The sequence below is a fragment of the Psychroflexus curvus genome, from assembly GCF_020164585.1.
Taxonomy (GTDB): domain Bacteria; phylum Bacteroidota; class Bacteroidia; order Flavobacteriales; family Flavobacteriaceae; genus Psychroflexus; species Psychroflexus curvus.
In genome coordinates, this window is sequence record NZ_JAIQZF010000002.1 from 355117 (window position 1) to 375748 (window position 20632).

The window sequence follows — 20632 nt, forward strand, 5'->3', positions numbered from 1 at the left end:
ATAAACATAAAAACATATCACAATGACACTCAAACAAGTAAAAGAACAGTTAGCCGAAATTGATACCTTACAATTTCAACTCCCAGATGGAAGCACAGTCCCCTCTCATTTTCATGTGACCGAAGTTGGCCAGGTTTCCAAAGACTTCATCGACTGTGGAGGGTCTTTAAGACATGAAAAAGTAGTTAATTTCCAGCTGTGGAATGATGTAGATATCGACCATAGACTGCAACCCAAAAAGCTTAAAAACATTATTCAACTTTCCGAAAAGAAACTTTTTATAGATGACAGACTGGAAGTGGAGGTGGAATACCAGGGAGAGACTATCGGTAAATACCATTTAGACTTTAATGATGGTAAATTCTACTTAGTCAGTACGCTTACAGATTGCCTGGCCAAAGACAAATGTGGAATTCCAGAACCGGAAGAAGTAGAGCAAAGTTCTTGTTGTACCCCAGAGTCTGGGTGTTGCTAATTTATTGGTTACTTCGAGCGAAGTCGAGAGGTTTTTGCATGACTTTTCGACTACGCCTGCCTGCTTTTTACTTTGGAAGGCTGGCTCAAGGTAAAAAAACTAACTTTTGATGTTTAAAGACAGAAAATAAAATAGACCAAAAACAAATGGGAAAGTTTGAAAAATACTTGACCCTGTGGGTGATTTTGGCGATTATCACAGGTATTGGAATAGGAAGATTAGCAGGAGATTCCATAGAATTTTTGAGTGATCTGGAAGTAGCCAAAGTGAATATCCCCGTGGCTATTTTGGTGTGGATGATGATTTACCCCATGATGGTTCAAATCGATTTTTCCTCTCTCAAAAATGTGACCAAAAACAGTAAAGGTATTGGACTTACTTTAGTCATTAACTGGCTTATCAAGCCGTTTACGATGGCCTTTTTCGCATGGTTATTCTTAGACCAGATCTTTAGTGCTTACCTGAACCCAGAAGACGCTCAGCAATATATCGCCGGCGCCATTATTCTGGGAGCTGCGCCTTGTACAGCTATGGTATTTGTGTGGTCTTATTTAACCAAAGGTGATGCAAACTATACATTAGTACAGGTTTCTTTAAACGACTTGATTTTGCTTGTGCTTTTCATCCCGATAGTCAGACTGCTTTTGGGCGTGACCGATATTGAAATTCCTTACGATACCTTAATTTATTCGGTGCTAATTTTCGTGGTGATTCCCCTGACAGCAGGCTATATTTCTAATAAATATCTGATCAGAAAGTATGGCTTAGAATGGTTTGACTCTGTCTTTCTGGCAAGATTGAAACCCATGTCCATGATGGCATTGATTACTACTTTAGTCTTATTATTTGCTTTTCAGGGTCAGAGAATTCTGGATAACCCCTTTGATATTTTATTGATTGCAGTACCGCTAACCATTCAAACCTACTTTATCTTTTTTATCACCTGGTTTATTGGTCGGTATTTGAAGCTAAAGCATAGTGTTTGTGCACCATCAGCTATGATTGGAGCCAGTAATTTTTTTGAACTGGCAGTTGCCGTGGCAATTTCACTCTTCGGCTTAAATTCCGGTGCCTCTTTGGCAACAGTAGTTGGTATTCTTATAGAAGTTCCAGTCATGTTATCTTTAGTTGCACTGGCAAATAAGTGGAGGTATTAATTTTAAAATCTAATCCTAATCAAACACCCTGCTATATGTTTCCTAAAATTGAAAAGCTTTGTCGAAAATTTGAAAATGAACGCGGGTTAATTTCAGCAGAAAGAAAAACTGTTTTGAAAACGATAGCAACGGCGATAGACTCAGAAATTGAAAAAAAGGGCAAAGCCAGACTGGTTTATATCTGCACTCATAATTCCAGAAGGAGTCATTTTGGACAGGTTTGGGCCAATGTAGCTGCAGAGTTTTACGGAATATCGGCTCTGATTGAGGCTTTTTCTGGAGGCACCGAAGTCACTGCCCTGCATCCGAATTCTGTGACAGCGCTTAAGGCGATGAGTTTTGAAATCACATCAAATTCGGTTGGAACCAACCCAAGGTATAAAATCAAATTTGGTGAAGGCTTGTCCACCAGCTGTTTTTCTAAAGTGTATGAGGCTTCTGAAAATCCACAAAAAGACTTTTTAGCCATCATGACCTGTTCGCATGCCGATGAAAATTGCCCTTTTATCCCAGGCGCTACCAAAAGATTTGCCACGCCTTATGGCGATCCTAAAACCTTTGATGAAACCAGTTTCCAGGATGAAAAGTATCTGGAGCGTGCTTTGGAAATAGGAAGAGAAGTGTGCTATATGATGTCGTTATCTGCTTCAAAAAAAGATAATGCTTATGGTTGCTAAACTAGTTAAGACCAGTAAAGCACTTATCCAATATAAATTCATAATCACAAGTTGTTTTATGATGGTTTTGAATCTTCCCTGGATATAAAATTTCCTCATGGATTTATATAAATAGAAGACGTAAACCAATAACCAAATCCATACGCTTATAAAGTCAATCATAAAGACTAAAAACAGCAGTATTAAAAAAACCGTTTGTTAGTTATAATTGAAAATGAGGTGATGCGTGTAAGGGATTTTTCTTCTTACATAAAGCAAAGTATTGAAAAGGGTAAATAACGGGATAAAGAAAAAGAGAAAAAAAGGAAACTTAGGGAGAAGAAAATTTACAAATCCTGTGGGATTTTCAATAAGTCGGGTATAGCCAAACATAAACTCAAATTTTACTCTGTTTATCATGGTATCCTCCATTCCAAGAGCTTGTATCGCTTCGGAATAGTTGGTTTTTGGATGTTCCTCGATGTAATTTATGATTTTTGAGTCGGATAAATTGGTCACAAAATCCAAATTATTGTTGGAGATTTCAGGCTTATTCTTTAACTCTTTTTCGGACGATATTTTAATATCTCTGAGTTCTTCGCGATTGATCCAGCTAACAACTAAAAAGAAAATAATGGCGGTACTTATAAAAAACCGGAAAGGATTGACATAACTAATACGTTTCCCTTGAATGTATTCTAAGCTAAGTTTTCCAGGCGAGCAGGCGAGTGCACTTACAGATTTTCTAAACCGGGAGTCGTAAGCCACTAATCCTGAAAAAAACTCTTCTAAAAGCTGTTTTAAACTTAGTTTTTTGGAGGAATTCTTTTGCCCACAATTTGGACAATAACGATCTGAAATATCAAGTGTGTGACCACAGTTTAAACATTTTTCTGTCCTGTATTGAAAACGTTTTGGTCTTGGATTAAGTTTTAGCCTAAGTTTCATGTCTTTAAAAAACTGATATAAATTGCATGACTATTGTTTTGTATTATCTAAATTAATCATATAATTTAACATTGTTTAGGAAATCGTTTTATTAATTTTTGATAGTATTACTATTATATTTGCGATCTTAATTATTAAGTATGCATAACTTGCTATCCAATTTAAGGGTTGACATCAATTCTAATCTTTACCTAAAAGATCCGGAAAGTTCGTCTCTGGGTATTAATATTGTCAAGTCCAGTATAGATCTTATTGATCTGCATGGTATTGAAGAGTTTAATTTCAAGAAATTAGCCAAAGAAATAGGCTCTACAGAAAGTTCCATTTACAGGTATTTCGAAAACAAGCACAGGCTTCTTTTATATATTTCCTCCTTGTATTGGGGAATTATGGAGTTTCAGGTTGTAGTGCAAACCAGCAATATGTTTGATGACATGGAGAAATTGCTGAAAGCCTTGGAAACTTTATTCAGCACTCCACAAACAAAATGTACATCTTTTCAGGTTGAAGGTCAGAAACTGAGGCATATTCTCAATTCTGAGTTTGTAAAGGCCTATCATCACAAGCTTGTAGATGAGGAAAATGAAGCTGGATATTTCAGTATTTACAAGCGTTTATCTTCGCGATTATCGGGTATGATTGCAGCTGTCAATACAAATTATAGGTACAGCAATAGCTTATCATCTCTCATCATAGAAGGTTCGCTAAATCAGTTTTTCCTGTCAGAACATTTTCATAATTTAACCGATTGTCATTCAAAAGATAATTTGTATTTATTCTACAAAGATTTATTGACCAAAACCTTAACCTCTTAACTTATGGCAACTGATACTAAAACTCCATGGATAAGATTGGGCAGATTATTAAATCTGGAGAGAAAATCTGTTTTTAAAATCCTCTTTTATGCTGTTTTTGCCGGCCTTGTTGAGTTAGGTCTTCCTTTGGGTATACAGGCTATTGTAAATATAATAGTTGGCGGAAGTTTTAATGCCTCTGTCATCTTGCTTACCGGTGTCGTTCTTTTTAGTGTTGCATTTGGTGGTGTGTTAAGGTATATGCAGCTTAGGATAGGTGAAGATTTGCAACAGCGTATTTTTGCCCGGTCTTCATTTGAGCTTATTTACAGGTTTCCAAAAATGAAATATTCAGCTCTACAAAATGAGTACCCGCCAGAGCTTGCCAATCGGTTTTTTGATGTGATGACTATACAAAAGACACTGCCAAAGTTGCTTATCGAATTTTCCAGTGCGTTCATTCAGATTGGTTTCGGTCTTATCTTGCTGTCTTTATACCATCCGTTTTTTGTCTTTTTTGGATTTTTATTGATTTTACTGTTTTATGTCATTTTCAAGCTTTCTCTAAAAGAGGGAGTGAAAGAATCTTTACACGAATCCAGCTATAAGTATAAGACGGCGCATTGGATTCAAGAGGTAGCCAGAAGTATTGAAGGCTTTAAGGTTTCAGAGAGTTTTTCTTATGCTTCTCAGCGAAACGATGAGACAAGTTTGAAATATTTGAATGCCAGAGAAAAGCACTTCCGGGTGTTGAGGTTTCAATTTTTTAAAATGATTGCCTTTAAGGTGATTGTAGCTGCTGCTTTATTGATTGTTGGCGGACTGTTGGTGATAAATCAGCAAATGAATATCGGACAGTTTGTTGCAGCCGAAATTATTATTGTTTTAATGATCAACTCTGTTGAAAAGCTGATTCAGGGCTTAGAAGACCTTTATGTGCTTATTGCTGGTTTAGAAAAATTAGGCAGAGTCACAGATATACCTATAGAAACTCAAGGAGGAAATAAACCTTTAGATAAAACGCAAGATTTCATTTTTGAATACAAGAATATCAATCTAAGTTTGGGGAATGAAAAAGTTTTAAAGGATGTCAATACTAAAATTTATCCTAACGACTCCATTCTGGTGCAGGGAACCCCTGGATCGGGCAAATCGACTTTACTGAGGGTTTTGGTGGGTTTAATCGATAATATCGAGGGAAATATTTTTATAAATGATTTTAATCTAAAGAATATTGACCTTACTTATTTTAGAGATTTTGCTGGCCATTATTTTCCTAGTAATCAAACTTTTGAAGGGACTATACTTGAAAACATAACCCTGAATAATCCAAGCATTTCGATGGATTATGTTCAATTATTAGTTAAGAAATTAGAGCTAAGTGAATTTGTGAAATCACAGGAGAAAGGACTGCACACCATGATATACTCTGAGGGCAGGCAGTTACCTTATACCATCAACAAGAAAATTATGATTGCAAGAGCAATTGCTTCCAAACCTAAATTACTTGTGTTGAAAGACCCTACTCAGGATTTAATGGAAGAGGAGTCCAGGAAAATAATCGATTTTCTATCTGGACCAGACAGAACCTGGGCTTTGGTGGTGGTAAGTAGCAAACAGATTTGGAAAGATAAGTGCAATCGTTTTTTCTATCTGGAGAATGGCAAAATGACAATAAACGAATAAGATGCTGGATATATCAAAACTTAAACTGAACGACAAAGTTGATTTATCTAAGTATAAGTCAATGCAATTTACCTTTCAAAAAGATCGTTTTTTGACTTTCAATAAGATCATGACCATCTTAGGAATAGTCCTTTTTGCCATACTGTTTCTCCCATGGACGCAAATCGTTCAGGGCAAGGGTTATGTTACCGCTTTAAACCCAAGTCAGAGAGCTCAATCAATAGAATCTGCTATTGCCGGTAGAATTGAAAAATGGTACGTGAAAGAAGGGCAGATCGTGAAAAAAGGTGATACTATTTTGCATATTTCTGAGGTAAAAGATAAATTTTTTGACCCACAACTTCTCACTCGAGCTCAATCCCAAATCACCGCAAAGAATTTTTCTTATGAGTCTTATATCGAAAAAGTAAAATCTTTAAATTTTCAAATTGAAGCACTTAAAGAAGAACGAAAGCTTAAGCTAGAGCAAGCCAGGAACAAATTGATGCAGGCTAACCTGAAAGTGGAGAGCGATAGCATAGAGTTGGAGGCAGAGAAAACTCAGATAAATATTGCGGAACGTCAGTACGAACGGACAGAAAGTCTTGAAAAAGAGGGACTGAAAGCCGTTACAGACCTCGAGGAAAAACGATTAAAACTTCAAAACAGTCAAGCCAAGCTGGTTTCTCAGAAAAATAAATTATTGGCCAGTAGAAACGAGGTTATAAATGCGCGTATAGAAATTTCGAGTATAAAGGCCAATTACCAGGAAAAAATATCAAAAGCTGAAAGTGATAAGTTTACGGCCCTTTCAGGTCAATTCGACACAGAAGCTCAGCGTACCAAGTTAGAGACAGAATTTTCCAATTATAGCGTGCGTTCCGGAATGCGCTTTATCACCGCTCCGCAAGATGGCTTTGTTAACAGAGCCCTGCAGAGTGGAATTGGAGAAACTTTTCCTGCTGGAACTCAGGTGGTGAGTATTATGCCAACTGATTTAGATCTTGCTGTAGAAACTTATGTAGATCCAATAGATTTGCCCTTGTTGCATCCCGGGGAACCAATACGCCTTATTTTTGACGGCTGGCCTGCTATCTTCTTCTCGGGCTGGCCCAATTTATCTTACGGAACTTATGGGGGTAAAATTGTAGCTGTATCCAGAACAATGGATCCTAAAAAGGGAAAATTTCGGGTATTGATAGAAGAAAATCCAGAAGAAGAACCCTGGCCAGATGTGATACGCGCCGGCTCTGGAGCCAGGACTATGGCCTTGCTTGATGATGTGCCTGTATGGTATGAAATCTGGAGAAAGATCAATGGCTTTCCACCAGATTACTACATGCCTCAAGATTCAAATACAAACGAAAACAAGAATCAAAATTCCAAAAAATGATTCGTTTCTATCTTTTAGTACTATGCTTATTCTTTAGTATGTTAAGCTTTGCTCAGGAACAACCGGAAAGTATTGATGAAAACGTTCTCGGTCTTAATGAGTTTCTTGCTTATGTGAAAGAATACCATCCTATTGCACAACTTGCCAATTTCGAAATCTCTTCCGCCCAGGCCGAATTGTTAAAATCTCGAGGCGCTTTTGATCCTCAGGTGATGGTGGATTGGAAAAACAAAGAATTTAAAGGATCAGAATATTACGATATTCTCAACTCAACCTTCAAGATTCCAACTTGGTACGGTATAGAAGTGAAAGCTGGTTTTGAACAAAATCAAGGCGAGTATTTGAACCCGCAGAACACTGTCCCTAATGATGGCTTGTATAGTGCCGGGATTTCTGTTCCTGTTGGGCAAGGTTTATTCATCAATCAAAGAATGGCAGATGTAAGACAGGCTAAAATCATGCAGGATTTAAGTCTGGCACAGCGTGATATTCGGCTCAACCAATTACTGTCTGATGCTGTTTTGGCTTATCTGGACTGGTACCTGGCTAGTCGGGAAGTAAGTCTGTTCAGCGATTTTGTGGGACGCGCAGAAATCAGATTTGAAGGGATAAAACAAAGTGCACTTGCTGGTGATATTCCAACTATAGATACTTTGGAAGCAGGGATTATTGTTCAAAACAGGAAATTGAGTTTAGAGCAGTCCAATTTAAAATTGATTAAAAGCCGACTTCAGCTATCCAATTTTCTTTGGTTTGAGGATAATATTCCCTTAGAATTAAATCCTTTTGTTGTTCCTGAAGATTTGAATGAAAATTCTATTGATCCTGTTTTGGGTACCAATTTACTTCAATTGGAAAACTTTGTTTTAGAAGAGCATCCTAAAATAAAGGCGTTAGATTTTAAAATTGACAGACTGGAAGTCGAACGGCGTCTGAAGGCTGAGATGCTGAAACCTCAGTTGGATTTGGAATACAACTTCATCAACGAACGTGTTGGGCAGTTTGAAAATTTTAATACTAACGACTATAAGGCGGGTCTATTTTTTAAACTTCCTCTATTTTTAAGAAAAGAACGCGGGAATTTGAAACTGGCAAAAATCAAAGTCAATGAAGCACAGCTGGATTTGGATTATGAGTCGCTTCAGCTTCAGAATAAAATCCAGGCTTCCCGAAGTGAAATCCTATCTTATCAGAGACAGCTCACTACCTTCCAGTCTATTGTGACAGATTACGCCAGTTTGTTACGAGGTGAGGAAAGAAAGTTCAGTTTTGGTGAAAGTTCTGTTTTCCTTTTGAATTCCAGAGAAGTAAGCTTGATAGATTCGAGACTGAAAGAAATTAAAGTCTTTGAAAAACTGCTTAAATCCAAAGTTCAGCTTTTTAATGTTCTGGTAAATGAGGTTAGCGTAGACTAGTTTACTGAGATTTCAGTTCCATCAAACGCTTCACGTATTTACCAATCACATCAAATTCGAGATTGACAACATCCCCTTTTTTCAAGGTTTTGAAAGTGGTGTTCTCGTAGGTATACGGAATGATGGCTACGCTAAATTCATTCAATTTTGAATTGACTACCGTAAGACTTACACCATTGATTGTAATGGAGCCCTTTTCAATAGTCACATTCATGAGTTCCGGGTCGTAAGAAAACGTAAATTCCCAGCTTCCATCTTTGGTTTCTGCGCGTTGGCAGATCGCCACCTGGTCCACATGTCCCTGCACTATATGTCCATCCAGATGGGCATTCATCTTCATCCCTCTTTCCAGATTGATGAGGTGGCCTTCTTTAAGGTGCTTAAGATTGGTTTTATTCAGGGTTTCGTCTATGGCAGTTACTTTATAAGTGTCATTTTCGATATCAACCACCGTCAGACAGACACCGTTATGAGCTACACTCTGATCAACTTTTAACTCCTCAGCAAGATTGGCTTTGATCGTATAATCTATATTTCCTCCAGAAGTCTCAATTTTAGTGATACTCCCTACTTCCTCAATAATACCTGTAAACATAATTGTAGATTATTTCGTTACCTTTGTTTGCTACAAAAATAGTGTAATTTTATGAAAACTAAGTCAAATATAAGAGTTGGAATAAGCATTGGAGATATGAATGGTATAGGTCCTGAAATCATATTGAAATCTCTTCAGGATAGCCGTGTTTTAGAACTTTTCACTCCTGTTATTTTTGCCAATTCAAAGATGATGTCGTTTTTTGGAAACTACTTCAAAATCAAACTGCAATTTCATGGTATTTCAAAGGCTGAAGATGCCATTGACGGCAAAATAAACGTTGTGAATGTGTGGAAAGAAAACGTTAAGGTCAATTTTGGCGAAGAAGATAAAACCATAGGAGGTTATGCGATAAAGTCATTGAAAGCAGCAACGCAGGCGCTCATTGCGAATGACATCGATACGCTTGTTACTGCACCTATCAATAAAAATAGTATCCAATCAGACGAATTTAACTTCCCGGGGCACACTGATTTTTTAGCGCAAGAATTGAAAGGCGATAGCCTGATGTTCATGGTCTCCAATCATATCAAAGTTGGACTTTTGACAGACCATGTGCCGGTAAAAGATGTCTCTTCCAAAATCAACGAAGAACTTATCAACAAGAAGGTAAATGCTATCCATGAGTCACTGAAAAAAGATTTCAGGGTAAGAGAGCCCAAAATTGCGGTTTTGGGTGTCAACCCCCATTCTGGAGATGGAGGAGTGATAGGTAAGGAAGATGATGAGGTAATAAAGCCGGCAGTCAAGAAATTCGTAGATAATGGAAAATTTGTTTTTGGTCCTTACGCTGCAGATAGTTTCTTCGGGTCCAAAAACAATGCAAACTTCGATGCGATTATTGCTGCGTATCACGACCAGGGTTTAATTCCTTTTAAAACATTGTCTTTTGGCAATGGAGTTAACTTTACGGCTGGACTCAACAGGATAAGAACCTCACCAGATCACGGGACAGCCTTCGATATTGCTGGAAAAGGAACCGCAGAAAGCAGTTCATTTACACAGGCGATTTTTATGTCGATATCCATATTTAGAAATAGAATTGAATACCTTAAACTCACCGAAAATCCTTTATAAAATCATTATCAGATTTTAGTGAGGATTATTATGAATTTTTAATATATTTGCAGGCTCAAAACTGATGTTGTATGAGGAAGTTTAAGGCTTACGCCATACCTTTTGTAGGATTGAAAGAAGGACAGCACAGATTTGATTACAAGATTGATAATGCGTTCTTTGATCTTTTTGATTTTCAGGAATTTAATAGTTCTGATGTTACTGTAGATATAGAATTTACCAAAAAAGCAAATATGCTTGAACTGGAATTCAACTTTACTGGACACGTAAATGTCAACTGCGATGTAACTTTAGAGCCTTACAATCAGGAGATAGATAATCATTTATCTTTGGTGGTAAAGTTTGGAGATGCGTTTAATGATGACAATGAAGAACTGCTGATTTTACCACATGGCGAGCATGAAGTAGAAGTTCAGCAATACATTTATGAAGGTGTCGTTTTGGGCTTACCAGCCAAAAGGATTCATCCGGGTGTAGAAGATGGCAGTATAAAATCAGACATTCTTGAGAAATTACAGGAGTTAGAACCTAAATCAATTTCAGAAGAAGATAAAAAAGAAGAGGATACAGATCCTCGGTGGGATAAATTAAAAGAATTACTAAACGAATAAATACATATTTGAGCAATGGCACATCCAAAGAGAAAAATATCGAAGACAAGAAGAGATAAGAGAAGAGGGCACATTAAGGCTAAAATGCCTCAAATCGCTACAGATACAACAACTGGCGAAGCTCACTTATTTCACAGAGCACACTGGCACGAAGGTAAATTGTTTTACAGAGGTCAGGTTTTAATTGACAGTACTGAAGACGCTGAAGCTGTAGAGTAAATCTATATGCCTTAGATTCTATAATCACTCCTTTATTAAGTTAAAGGAGTTTTTTTGTTTACTATAATAGCACAGAATAAAGGGTCGTTAAATTCTGCTTTTAAAGTCTTGCCTTCTCTATAGCTATTGGGATCTCCAAAGGGGAGGAACGATTACAAAACGCCAAATTTCTGTAAACTATTTTTCAAGGTACTACTCATATCATTTTTACCTTATACTGAGATAAATAAATCGCCCTTTTTTCCCTTTTACTTCACTATAAAATAAAGCCGTCCGTCTAAGGAGGATGCCTTAATTTTCTATTTCGTTTAAAGAAAAAAATCGTCTTTTTCTTTCATTACATAGCAGAGTGGGTATAATATTTCCTCTTTGGTGGCTTTAAACAAAAATGCCACTCGTCTGAGTGGCATTTTAAGGTTTTGAAAAAAAAATGTTATATGATTAGATCAAACGTACATCTGTAGCGTTCATTCCTTTTCTTCCTTCTTCTTCTGTGTACTCAACTTCGTCACCCTCGTTTAGAGTTTCTCCGTTAAGTCCTGTGACGTGAACAAAAATATCTTCTCCTGTTTCGTCGTTTGTAATGAATCCATATCCTTTAGACTCATTGAAAAATTTTACTTTACCTTGCATAATAATAAATAATAATTAATAATTGCAACAAAAGTAAACAAAAATTAATGTTCTACATTCATTTTATTAAAAAAATTTCTCTTAAATAAATCATTTTCAATAAGCTATAGATTTAAGTTGAATTTTCATCCTTGTCATCCTTTTGTTCAGGGGGCTTATCAGAGGTTTTGTTATTCATTCTATCCATATTTTCTTTCGTCAATGTATAATCCTGAAGTCGTTTACCCTTCCAGCGATGAGCCAGAAACAAAGGCATCAGGACAAAGGCACTAGCCAGTACACTTATTCCGATAATACGCTCTCCTACGAGTTCATCTTTATACAGATTGAAATAGATTCCAACTGCAAATCCTGCGGCAATCAGTAGAAAAACTAATTTAATAAGTGCTCTCATAGTATAAATTTAAACGGTGACTTCAATTAACTTTTGTCTGTAGGCAGTAAGGAGTTTTGATTTTGAAATAAAACCAACGTATTTACCTTCTCTTACAACAGGTAAATTCCAGGCATCTGTTTCTTGAAATTTTCTCATAATGTCTTTCATCTTGCATTCGTTCAATTCGATAACATCAGGTGCATTTTGCATAAAATCTATGACAGTCATTTCCTGGTAAAGGCTTTTGTCAAACATTATGGTTCGGATGTCATCTAATAAAATGATGCCCTTAAAGATATGGTTTTCATCTACTACCGGGAAGATGTTTCGTTTTGACTTTATAACGCCTTCATTGATAATTTGTTCAAGATTCATGTCATTAGTAAGTATCTTGAAATTATCTTCAATCACTTGATGAATATCCATCAAGGTAAGCACTGCCTGATCTTTGTTATGAGTCACCAAATCTCCTCGTTCAGCCAATTCCATAGTATAAACTGAGTTAGGTTGGAATCGGCTTGTAATGCCATAGGATATTGCCGCTGTAATCATTAAGGGAACAAAAAGACTATAGCCGCTAGTAATTTCAGCAATAAGGAAAATGGCGGTGAGGGGCGCATGCATCACCCCGGCCATAAGTCCGGCCATGCCTACCAATGTAAACTGACTTACAGATACAGGGACTTTTGTGATGCCTAGCGTATTGATAACAAGTCCATAGCAATGTCCAATCATGCTTCCTATAAACAGGACTGGGGCAAAAATACCACCAATACCACCAGCAGCAATCGTAACTGAGGTCGCAATCATTTTGAAAACAATAAGCAGTAATAAAAAGACAATAACCATCCAGGTCATGTCCCATCCCTGAAGAAATTTATTTTTGGTAACCAGTTCATGATTCCCTGCCAATAATTCATTGATGGTTGAATAACCTTCACCGTAAATCTGTGGGACCAGGAATAAAATTCCGCTCAAAATAAGGCCTCCAACAATTATTTTATTGAATTTACTTTTGAATGTTTTAAACTTTTTAAAGGTATAGATATACACCTTTGTAAACGTAATTGACGCAAAAGCTGTAAAAATACCCAAGGCAATATAAAATGGAACATCACTTATTTCAAAGGCTTCCCCGAGCTGCGTATGAAGAATAATATCAGAACCAAAGAAAAAATAGGAAGTTAAAATTGAAGATACAGAAGCTACCAGAAGAGGAATCATGGACACTAAAGTCAGATCAAGACTGAAAATTTCTATCGCAAAAATAATCCCAGCTATAGGGGCCTGAAAAATAGAGGACATAGCGCCAGCAGCTGCACAACCAATCATTAGGGTTCTAGACGCCTGGGTAAGGTTGAGAAATTTCGAAAAACTTGTACTTAAGGCTGCGCTAGAAACTACAGTTGGAGCTTCCAGACCTGCAGAACCACCAAACCCTAAAGTAATAGGAGCAGTTATCAGAGAAGCATAATTTTGAAATTTACGCATAAAACCCTTTCTCCTCGATATGGAATATAAGGTTGTAGAAATTCCTTGACCAATCTCTTTTTTCAAAATAAATTTTGAAAATAAATAAACAAGGAGAAGTCCTGCTAGTGGGAAAATAAAATAATAAGCGTTGTGATAATTTGAAATATATCCGCCACCAAGTAAAGACTGAATTAAATAAGTCAGATTTTTTAATAATACCGCAACAAGTCCGGAAAGCAAACCAACAACAGCACTCATGAGAATGAGTAACTGCTGCTTAGAAAAGCTGTTTTCAAGCCAGCTTGTGACTTTGGTGAGCATGTGCGGTAAATTAAACTTCATCAACTTTTTTAATTAAAACTGTACATCAGAAGTTTTAGCTTCGAACCTAGCTCCTCAATTTAAGATCGAGTTCTTTCAATTGTTCTTCGTCAATAGGTGCTGGCGCATCAATCATGATATCCCTTCCAGAATTGTTTTTTGGAAAGGCTATAAAATCCCGTATGCTTTCCTGACCTCCTAAGATAGCCACAAGTCTGTCTAAACCAAAAGCGATTCCTCCGTGTGGGGGAGCGCCGTAAGTAAAGGCTTTCATCAAAAATCCAAATTGAGCTTCAGCTTCCTCCTTCGAAAAACCAAGATAATCGAACATCAAAGCTTGTGTTTTCTGATCATGAATTCTGATAGAGCCTCCCCCAATTTCATTTCCGTTCAATACCAAATCGTAAGCATTAGCTTTAACAGCGCCCGGATCTGTTGCTAACAATGGAATTTGTCCAGCTTTTGGTGACGTAAACGGATGATGCATAGCATGGTAACGCTTGGTGTCTTCGTCCCATTCCAGTAATGGAAAATCTATCACCCATAAAGGCGCAAACTCATTTGGTTTTCTCAATCCAAGTCGATTCCCCATCTCCATACGTAAAGCACTTAGTTGTCCACGGGTAGTATTGGCATCTCCAGATAAAACGCAAATTAAATCACCAGGCTGTGCATGGGTTTGTTCGACCCAGGCTTTGAGATCAGCTTCGTCATAAAATTTATCTACAGACGATTTTAAAGTTCCGTCTTCATTATACTTGACGTAAACCATGCCTTTCGCGCCAACCTGAGGACGTTTTACCCAGTCTATCAGTTTATCGATTTCTTTTCTGGAATACGAAGCAGCACCAGGAACGGCAATACCGACAACCAGTTCAGCTTCATTAAATACTTTAAAGTCTTTGTGCTGAGCAACAGAATTCAATTCGCCAAACTTCATCCCAAACCTGATGTCTGGCTTGTCATTTCCGTAAGTCTTCATCGCTTCATCATAGGTCATGCGAGGAAAAGCTTTTACTTCAACATTATTGATTTCTTTAAGTAGATGTTTAGTCAAGCCTTCGAAGGTGTTAAGAATATCTTCCTGCTCTACGAAAGTCATTTCGCAGTCGATCTGGGTAAACTCAGGCTGTCTGTCTGCTCTTAAATCTTCATCTCTAAAGCATTTTACAATTTGAAAATACTTATCCAGCCCTCCAACCATAAGCAACTGCTTAAAGGTTTGTGGAGATTGTGGTAAGGCATAAAACTGCCCGGCGTTCATTCTACTTGGCACTACGAAATCCCGGGCGCCTTCAGGTGTAGATTTTATTAAATAAGGGGTCTCTACTTCCACAAAATCCTGCTGAGAAAGATAATTTCTTACCGCCATGGAAACCTTACTGCGGAAAATCAGTTTATTTTTAACCGGATTTCTTCTGATGTCCAAATACCTGTATTTCATTCTCAAATCTTCTCCGCCATCGGTCTTATCTTCAATGGTAAACGGAGGTATTTCTGACGCATTTAAGACGGTAAGTTTTTCTACCAAAACTTCAATGTCTCCAGTAGACATATGTTTGTTTTTAGATTCTCTTTCTAAAACCTGTCCTTCGACCTGGATCACAAATTCTCTTCCTAATTCTCTTGCCTGTTCAATAACTGCAGTAGAAGTTCGCTCAGAGTCAAATACGAGTTGGGTAATACCATACCGATCTCTCAGGTCTACCCAAATGATAAATCCCTTGTCTCTTATTTTTTGAACCCAGCCAGATAAAGTCACCTTTTTATTTAAAGATGAGATGTTTAACTCGCTGTTATTGTGATCTCTATACATGCTTAGTGATTTGTGTAACAGTTTGCAAAAATAAGAAGTTAGCGGTCTTAATGAAGTTATGTAAAAGAAATTTTTGAAGAATATGTTACCATTTGACTGTACTTTTTTATTAAAGCTAAATCCAGTACGTGCAGGGCTTAAGAGAGTCTATGTAAATTTAATGTTAACTATATGTTTTTTAAACGTAAATTATGTGTATATTTGGGTCTAAATAAAAGAGATATGAAAGCAATTAGCACCCTTGTAATGGTTTTTTTAATGAGTTTTACACTTTTTGCTCAAACTGAAAATAACCTGGTGAAGACAGAGAAAGTCGGAGAATTAGAAAAAGTGACGATATTTTATGATAGTGGTGAATTACATCAAGTGGGTTATATCCTAAATGACAAACTTCATGGTGAGTGGAAATCTTATGATAAAGAAGGAAATAAACTCGCTAAAGCGACTTATGAAAATGGTGATAAAGTTGGAAAATGGTTTTTTTGGAACGATGGTATTCTTTCTGAAGTAGACTACGATAACAATAGAATAGTTCAAGTAAGCACTTGGGATAAAGTTGATTCACAGTTAGTGAGTAACTAACAAAATCTAAATTTAAGCATAAAAAAAGCGTCTAACTGTTTAGACGCTTTTTTTATGCTTAAAACAATAGGTAAGGTGATCGTTTACCAGGCCTGTGGCTTGCATGTATGCATAAACCGTGGTCGGCCCAATAAATTTTAACCCCCTTTTCTTCAACTCTTTTGAAATGTTTTGACTGAGTTGGGTTTGTGCCGGGACTTGTTCAAGACTAGAAAAGGAGTTTAATACTGGAGTTCCATCTACAAATTTCCAGATGTAATTTGAAAACGATCCGAATTCCTTTTGAATCTTCAGGAAGGCGTTAGCATTGTTAATAGCTGCTTCAATCTTACCCCTATGTCTTATGATGTTTTCATCCTGAAGTAATTCTGAAATTTTATCTTCAGAATATTTTGAAATGACTCTATAATCAAACTCATCAAAAGCTGTTCTGAAACTTTCTCTTTTCTTCAAAATGGTCAACCAGTTCAGTCCTGCCTGAAAACTTTCTAAAAGCAGCATTTCAAAAAGTTTTCGGTCTTCATAATCAGGTTCGCCCCATTCTTCATCATGATATTTCTGATATAGATCATTATTTTTACACCAGTCACACCTTACTTTTGCCATTGTAATTATTAAATTTAAATTCGACTAATTCAGTAAAAATACAGCTTATGTCTCAAGAGAACAGCATTGAAATTATAAAAGACCATTTAGACAAAACACTATCCTATTCAGACTATAAAACTCATGTGGAGGATCTTTTAAAAGAAGGAAAATCTACTGGATTTACTCAAAATGAAATTTATCTGAATTACTCAAAATTGGGTTTGAGCAGAATGAAGCGCTGGGAGAAGATCGTAGAATTAACTGCAGATCAAATAGAAAACGTTCAAAATGTCAGCCAAAAGCAAATCTGGCTTGTTATTGCCGAAGGCTGGTGTGGAGATGCTGCGCCAGCACTCCCTGTTATGAAAAAAATGGCTGATTTGAATCCGCTTATAGAGTTCAGAGTAATTTTAAGGGATGGAAACGAAGACTTGATGAATGAATTCCTGACCAACGGAGGTATGTCTATCCCCAAATTGATTGCCTTTGATCCCGAAGAAGAAAAAGTACTTTTTACCTGGGGACCACGTCCATTAGAAGCTGCTGATATGGTGGCAAAAGAAAAAGCAGAATTCGGAAAATTCAGAGATGAATTTAAAATTACACTTCAGAAATGGTACAACCAGGATAAGGGCAAAAGCATTGCAGCAGATTTAGTAGATTGTCTAAAAAGGAGATAGTCTAGTCGTTGAGTAAGTTCTGAAAATCTTCAACAGACAAGGCATCTTCGACCCTGTAATCACCAATTTGAGTTCGTCTCAATTCAGAAAGATAGGCGCCGGAATCCAGAGCTTTTCCAAAGTCATAAGCCAAACTTCGGATGTAGGTACCTTTGCTGCACTGGACTTTAAACTTCAACTTTGGTAAGTTGTTTTCAAGGATTTTAAAGTTATCAATCTTTACCTGGCGCTTAGGGATATCAACCTCTTCGCCTTTTCTGGCAAATTCGTAGAGGCGTTTTCCTTCTTTTTTCAAGGCTGAAAAAATAGGAGGACGCTGCATGATTTCACCTTGAAACTGAGGGAGGACCTGATCTATTAGCTTATCAGTAATGTGGGAACTATCAAAAGTCTCATCAACTTCAGTTTCCATGTCATAAGAAGGAGTAGTAGCTCCAAGCGTAAATTCACCAGTATAGACTTTGGTTTGCCCCATTAAAGTTTCAATGGTTTTGGTCGCTTTTCCTGTGCATAAAATCACAAGTCCAGATGCTAAAGGGTCCAAGGTCCCTGCATGACCCACTTTTATTTTTTTTAGATCAAATTTTTGTTTGATGAGCCATCTCACTTTGTTCACCACTTGAAAAGACGTCCAGTGCAAAGGCTTATCAAATAATAAGACCTGACCTTCTTTTATATGTTCTAATGTTAATTTTTCCATTCAATTATGCTTTGGGTATCTCCTCTCAACTTTTTTGCTGTGAGATTTTATTGGTGAACTCAATATAGTGGTTGTAACTAATATGTCTCTTTAAAACGTCTACAATCTAAGGTTTACTTCAAGCCAAGGATCGTAAAGTCAAAACGCAAAGCCAGGCAAAAAGCGGATATTAAATTAGTAATATCTAGTGGTTGAACATGTTTTTGATACTGATTAGTTACTAGTGATTTAATTGGTTCACCTAACGATGTTAATTTTTTTATGTCAGTTGAGTGAAAATGATAGCTCCAACACCTACTACAAAACAATAGATAGCAAAGTACCTGAGTTTGCTTTTCTTTACAATTGAAATCATCCAGGTACAGGCAAATAATCCAGAGATAAAGGCGGTAGCAAATCCAAGACTATAGGTTAACATGTTAGCATCTTCCAGAGAAATTTCACCTCCAGTGATATCTTTTGTGATTTTCCCCAAAATAAGGGGGACGACCATCAGAAAGGAAAACCGCGCAGCTTTGGATTTGTCATTTCCTAGCAAAACTGAACTGGCAATAGTTGCTCCACTTCTGGAAATTCCTGGCATGATAGCTATGGCTTGAGCGACTCCAATAACTAAAGAATTGGAATATGATACGTTTTTTTGAGTGGCTCTGGCTTTATCTGTAAGCCAAAGCAAAAGCGCAGTAATGATGAGCATAAAGCCAACCAGCAATAGATTCTCTCCAAAAAGCATTTCCATTTCAGACTCAAAAAAATAACCCACCAAAGCAGCGGGAACCATAGAAATGACAATCTTTAAGGAGAATTTGGTTTCTTCATTCCATTTAAAGGAAAATAGTCCTTTTAAAATTTCAAAAATATCTTTTCTAAAGATAACAACGGTACTCAGAGCCGTCGCAAAATGAAGAATGACAGTTAGTAATAAGGATTCTTTTGGCAAACTATCATCTCCCAAAATCGCTTTTCCCAATTCCAAATGTCCACTGGAAGAGACCGGTAAAAATTCTGTCAAGCCCTGGATGATCCCAAGGATACTCACATCCCAAACATCCATCAGTTAGAGGATTTAGGCTTTAAAAGAATAGCATAAACTTCAATTGCAAAACCAATCAAAACGACTGTAGGGGCAAGACGAATACGTCTCCAGCTAAATATTTCCGGGTTGAACACATTTGGATCATCACTACCGCCACCTGCCATGAGAATAAATCCAAGAGCAATTACCCCCAGACCAATAAGCATGAATTTATAATTTTCCTTTTCAAAAATGAATTTTTCACTGGCCTTCGCCTCTTTTTTACGTTTACTTTCTCCCATATTAGTAGTACAATTCGTCAGTTTTTAAATTTAAAAAGCGCTGAGTCGCAAAGAACGTACTCAGCCAGGAAATCAGAATACCAAGAATTAAAACACCTGCGAAAATAGCTGCCAACAACACCTCGTCGCTTATAAGTTTAAGTTCGGGGAAACTTTTGTCGAGATAATACAGCACGACCGCCATCCCAACCAAAGAAATCGAAGATCCTATGATGCCAAGTTTTACACTTTTCAGGATAAAAGGACGGCGTATAAAGCGTTTGGTCGCTCCCACCATCTGCATGGTTTTTATCGTAAACCGCTTGGCATAAACCGAAAGCCGAATCGAGCTGTTGATAAGCAAGACCGCTATAAAAGTCAGCAATCCACTTACCGCCAAAATCCAAAAACTCAGGCGTTTAATGTTATCATTCAGAAGCGCGATCAGCGGTTTGTCATAGATGATTTCATCCACAAATTCCTTTTCTCCCAGATCTCTGGAAATCTCAGCGATTTTTGTTTCAGATACATAATCGGCGTTAAAATACACATCGATCGAATTTTGCAGGGGGTTGTAACCCAAAAATTCCATAAAATCCTCACCGATTTCTTGGCTATAGGCCTTGGCTGCCTGTTCCTTGGAGACAAATTCTATGCTTTTGGTGTATTCAGAAAGGGCCAGAGACTTCTGCAACTGGTCAATCTCCACTTCCTTGGCAGTGTCTTTTAGGTAGATAGTTAAGGCGATTTGTTCCTTAAAATGATCGGCAACCTTTTTGGTATTGAGTACCAATAGGGCCAATAATCCGACCAAAAATAACACCAAGGCGATGCTAATCACCACCGAAAAGTAGGAAGTAATCAGTCGTCGTTTTTGGTATTTTTCAAAAGAAGAAGCCACGCCGTAAATTTTGGTAAAAATATAAAACTAAAGCATTATAACGTCACATGCAGATATTAATTTCATGGGCGCTTTCACCCGCTATCCGCTACAACTCCTCAGACCTCACTTTCAGGTCTGGAGCTTGCAGCGGCTTTTCCTCCGGTCAAGCGCCTCAAGTAAGACCTGGAGCGTTTGGTCTTTCGAGGTTTTCACTCCTATCGGGAGCGCAACTAAAACTTAAAATTTAGTTCATAAGTAAGTGCATTCCAAAACAAAATA

23 protein-coding genes are annotated in these 20632 nt (G+C 37.3%); 12 read left to right on the forward strand and 11 right to left on the reverse strand.

The features are described 5' to 3' along the window. The first annotated feature begins 22 nt into the window (after window positions 1-22). From LB450_RS03810 to LB450_RS03820, 3 genes are all read left to right on the forward strand, one after another. Window positions 23-475 carry a DUF6428 family protein gene (locus LB450_RS03810; protein WP_224486530.1) on the forward strand — a complete coding sequence of 151 codons (453 nt, stop codon included), beginning with the start codon at window positions 23-25 and terminating at the stop codon, window positions 473-475. Between the two features lie 146 nt (window positions 476-621). Beyond that, the gene (gene arsB / locus LB450_RS03815) at window positions 622-1632 is read left to right on the forward strand and encodes an ACR3 family arsenite efflux transporter (protein ID WP_224486531.1); all 1011 of its coding nucleotides are present in this window, start codon (window positions 622-624) and stop codon (window positions 1630-1632) included. Window positions 1633-1667: 35 nt separating this feature from the next. After that, window positions 1668-2309, forward strand: coding sequence for an arsenate-mycothiol transferase ArsC (locus LB450_RS03820; RefSeq protein ID WP_224486532.1), 642 nt, complete (start codon window positions 1668-1670; stop codon window positions 2307-2309). A gap of 198 nt (window positions 2310-2507) precedes the next feature. Here the strand turns inward: LB450_RS03820 and LB450_RS03825 are convergent, their stop codons facing one another. Continuing rightward, a complete protein-coding gene (locus LB450_RS03825) occupies window positions 2508-3236 on the reverse strand; it encodes a DUF3667 domain-containing protein (protein WP_224486533.1) in 729 nt (242 codons plus the stop codon). A gap of 140 nt (window positions 3237-3376) precedes the next feature. Between LB450_RS03825 and LB450_RS03830 the strand changes: the two genes are divergently transcribed. From LB450_RS03830 to LB450_RS03845, 4 genes are read left to right on the forward strand one after another with little or no spacing between them, the layout of a single operon-like run. Further along, window positions 3377-4051 (forward strand): TetR/AcrR family transcriptional regulator, encoded by a 675-nt coding sequence (locus LB450_RS03830; protein ID WP_224486534.1) that lies wholly within the window; start codon window positions 3377-3379, stop codon window positions 4049-4051. Between the two features lie 3 nt (window positions 4052-4054). Continuing rightward, window positions 4055-5716: a peptidase domain-containing ABC transporter gene (locus LB450_RS03835; protein WP_224486535.1), complete on the forward strand. Its 1662-nt coding sequence runs from the start codon at window positions 4055-4057 to the stop codon at window positions 5714-5716. A 1-nt stretch (window position 5717) separates the two neighbouring features. Further along, window positions 5718-7088 carry an HlyD family secretion protein gene (locus LB450_RS03840; RefSeq protein ID WP_224486536.1) on the forward strand — a complete coding sequence of 457 codons (1371 nt, stop codon included), beginning with the start codon at window positions 5718-5720 and terminating at the stop codon, window positions 7086-7088. Beyond that, window positions 7085-8503 carry a TolC family protein gene (locus LB450_RS03845; RefSeq protein ID WP_224486537.1) on the forward strand — a complete coding sequence of 473 codons (1419 nt, stop codon included), beginning with the start codon at window positions 7085-7087 and terminating at the stop codon, window positions 8501-8503. The genes LB450_RS03840 and LB450_RS03845 overlap by 4 nt, the downstream gene beginning before the upstream one ends. A 1-nt stretch (window position 8504) precedes the next feature. On the opposite strand, the gene LB450_RS03850 is transcribed toward LB450_RS03845, so the two are convergent. Then, window positions 8505-9098, reverse strand: coding sequence for a riboflavin synthase (locus LB450_RS03850; RefSeq protein ID WP_224486538.1), 594 nt, complete (start codon window positions 9096-9098; stop codon window positions 8505-8507). A 51-nt stretch (window positions 9099-9149) separates the two neighbouring features. Here LB450_RS03850 and pdxA point away from each other — a divergent pair, with 51 nt between their 5' ends. The 3 genes from pdxA to rpmF all read left to right on the forward strand — a co-directional run bounded on the left by pdxA (window position 9150) and on the right by rpmF (window position 11005). Beyond that, entirely contained in the window at window positions 9150-10175 is a 1026-nt protein-coding gene (gene pdxA / locus LB450_RS03855; RefSeq protein ID WP_224486539.1) for a 4-hydroxythreonine-4-phosphate dehydrogenase PdxA, read from the forward strand. A 71-nt stretch (window positions 10176-10246) separates the two neighbouring features. Further along, complete coding sequence (locus tag LB450_RS03860; RefSeq protein ID WP_224486540.1) at window positions 10247-10786, forward strand: YceD family protein; 540 nt, start codon at window positions 10247-10249, stop codon at window positions 10784-10786. A gap of 15 nt (window positions 10787-10801) precedes the next feature. After that, window positions 10802-11005 (forward strand): 50S ribosomal protein L32, encoded by a 204-nt coding sequence (rpmF, locus tag LB450_RS03865; protein ID WP_224486541.1) that lies wholly within the window; start codon window positions 10802-10804, stop codon window positions 11003-11005. Window positions 11006-11446: 441 nt separating this feature from the next. On the opposite strand, the gene LB450_RS03870 is transcribed toward rpmF, so the two are convergent. The 4 genes from LB450_RS03870 to aspS form a co-directional block, all read right to left on the reverse strand. Then, window positions 11447-11638, reverse strand: coding sequence for a cold-shock protein (locus LB450_RS03870; RefSeq protein ID WP_019037592.1), 192 nt, complete (start codon window positions 11636-11638; stop codon window positions 11447-11449). Window positions 11639-11750: 112 nt separating this feature from the next. Then, entirely contained in the window at window positions 11751-12032 is a 282-nt protein-coding gene (locus tag LB450_RS03875; RefSeq protein ID WP_224486542.1) for a hypothetical protein, read from the reverse strand. A 9-nt stretch (window positions 12033-12041) separates the two neighbouring features. Beyond that, window positions 12042-13829, reverse strand: coding sequence for a chloride channel protein (locus LB450_RS03880; protein ID WP_224486543.1), 1788 nt, complete (start codon window positions 13827-13829; stop codon window positions 12042-12044). A gap of 46 nt (window positions 13830-13875) precedes the next feature. Further along, window positions 13876-15624 carry an aspartate--tRNA ligase gene (gene aspS / locus LB450_RS03885; protein WP_224486544.1) on the reverse strand — a complete coding sequence of 583 codons (1749 nt, stop codon included), beginning with the start codon at window positions 15622-15624 and terminating at the stop codon, window positions 13876-13878. A gap of 222 nt (window positions 15625-15846) precedes the next feature. On the opposite strand from aspS, the gene LB450_RS03890 reads away from it, so the two are divergent. Continuing rightward, entirely contained in the window at window positions 15847-16206 is a 360-nt protein-coding gene (locus LB450_RS03890; protein WP_224486545.1) for a toxin-antitoxin system YwqK family antitoxin, read from the forward strand. Window positions 16207-16245: 39 nt separating this feature from the next. Here the strand turns inward: LB450_RS03890 and LB450_RS03895 are convergent, their stop codons facing one another. Further along, complete coding sequence (locus LB450_RS03895) at window positions 16246-16812, reverse strand: DNA-3-methyladenine glycosylase I (protein WP_224486546.1); 567 nt, start codon at window positions 16810-16812, stop codon at window positions 16246-16248. A gap of 47 nt (window positions 16813-16859) precedes the next feature. Between LB450_RS03895 and LB450_RS03900 the strand changes: the two genes are divergently transcribed. After that, window positions 16860-17474 (forward strand): thioredoxin family protein, encoded by a 615-nt coding sequence (locus tag LB450_RS03900; protein ID WP_224486547.1) that lies wholly within the window; start codon window positions 16860-16862, stop codon window positions 17472-17474. A gap of 1 nt (window position 17475) precedes the next feature. Here LB450_RS03900 and truB read toward each other — a convergent pair whose 3' ends face one another. The 4 genes from truB to LB450_RS03920 all read right to left on the reverse strand — a co-directional run bounded on the left by truB (window position 17476) and on the right by LB450_RS03920 (window position 20371). Beyond that, window positions 17476-18174, reverse strand: coding sequence for a tRNA pseudouridine(55) synthase TruB (truB, locus tag LB450_RS03905; protein WP_224486548.1), 699 nt, complete (start codon window positions 18172-18174; stop codon window positions 17476-17478). 259 nt (window positions 18175-18433) lie between these two features. Beyond that, window positions 18434-19228: an undecaprenyl-diphosphate phosphatase gene (locus tag LB450_RS03910; protein WP_224486549.1), complete on the reverse strand. Its 795-nt coding sequence runs from the start codon at window positions 19226-19228 to the stop codon at window positions 18434-18436. Further along, window positions 19228-19491 (reverse strand): DUF3098 domain-containing protein, encoded by a 264-nt coding sequence (locus LB450_RS03915; RefSeq protein WP_224486550.1) that lies wholly within the window; start codon window positions 19489-19491, stop codon window positions 19228-19230. Before LB450_RS03915 ends, LB450_RS03910 begins: the two co-directional genes overlap by 1 nt. A 1-nt stretch (window position 19492) precedes the next feature. Next, window positions 19493-20371, reverse strand: a complete 879-nt coding sequence (locus LB450_RS03920) for a cell division protein FtsX (RefSeq protein ID WP_224486551.1) — start codon at window positions 20369-20371, stop codon at window positions 19493-19495. Window positions 20372-20632 lie beyond the last annotated feature (261 nt).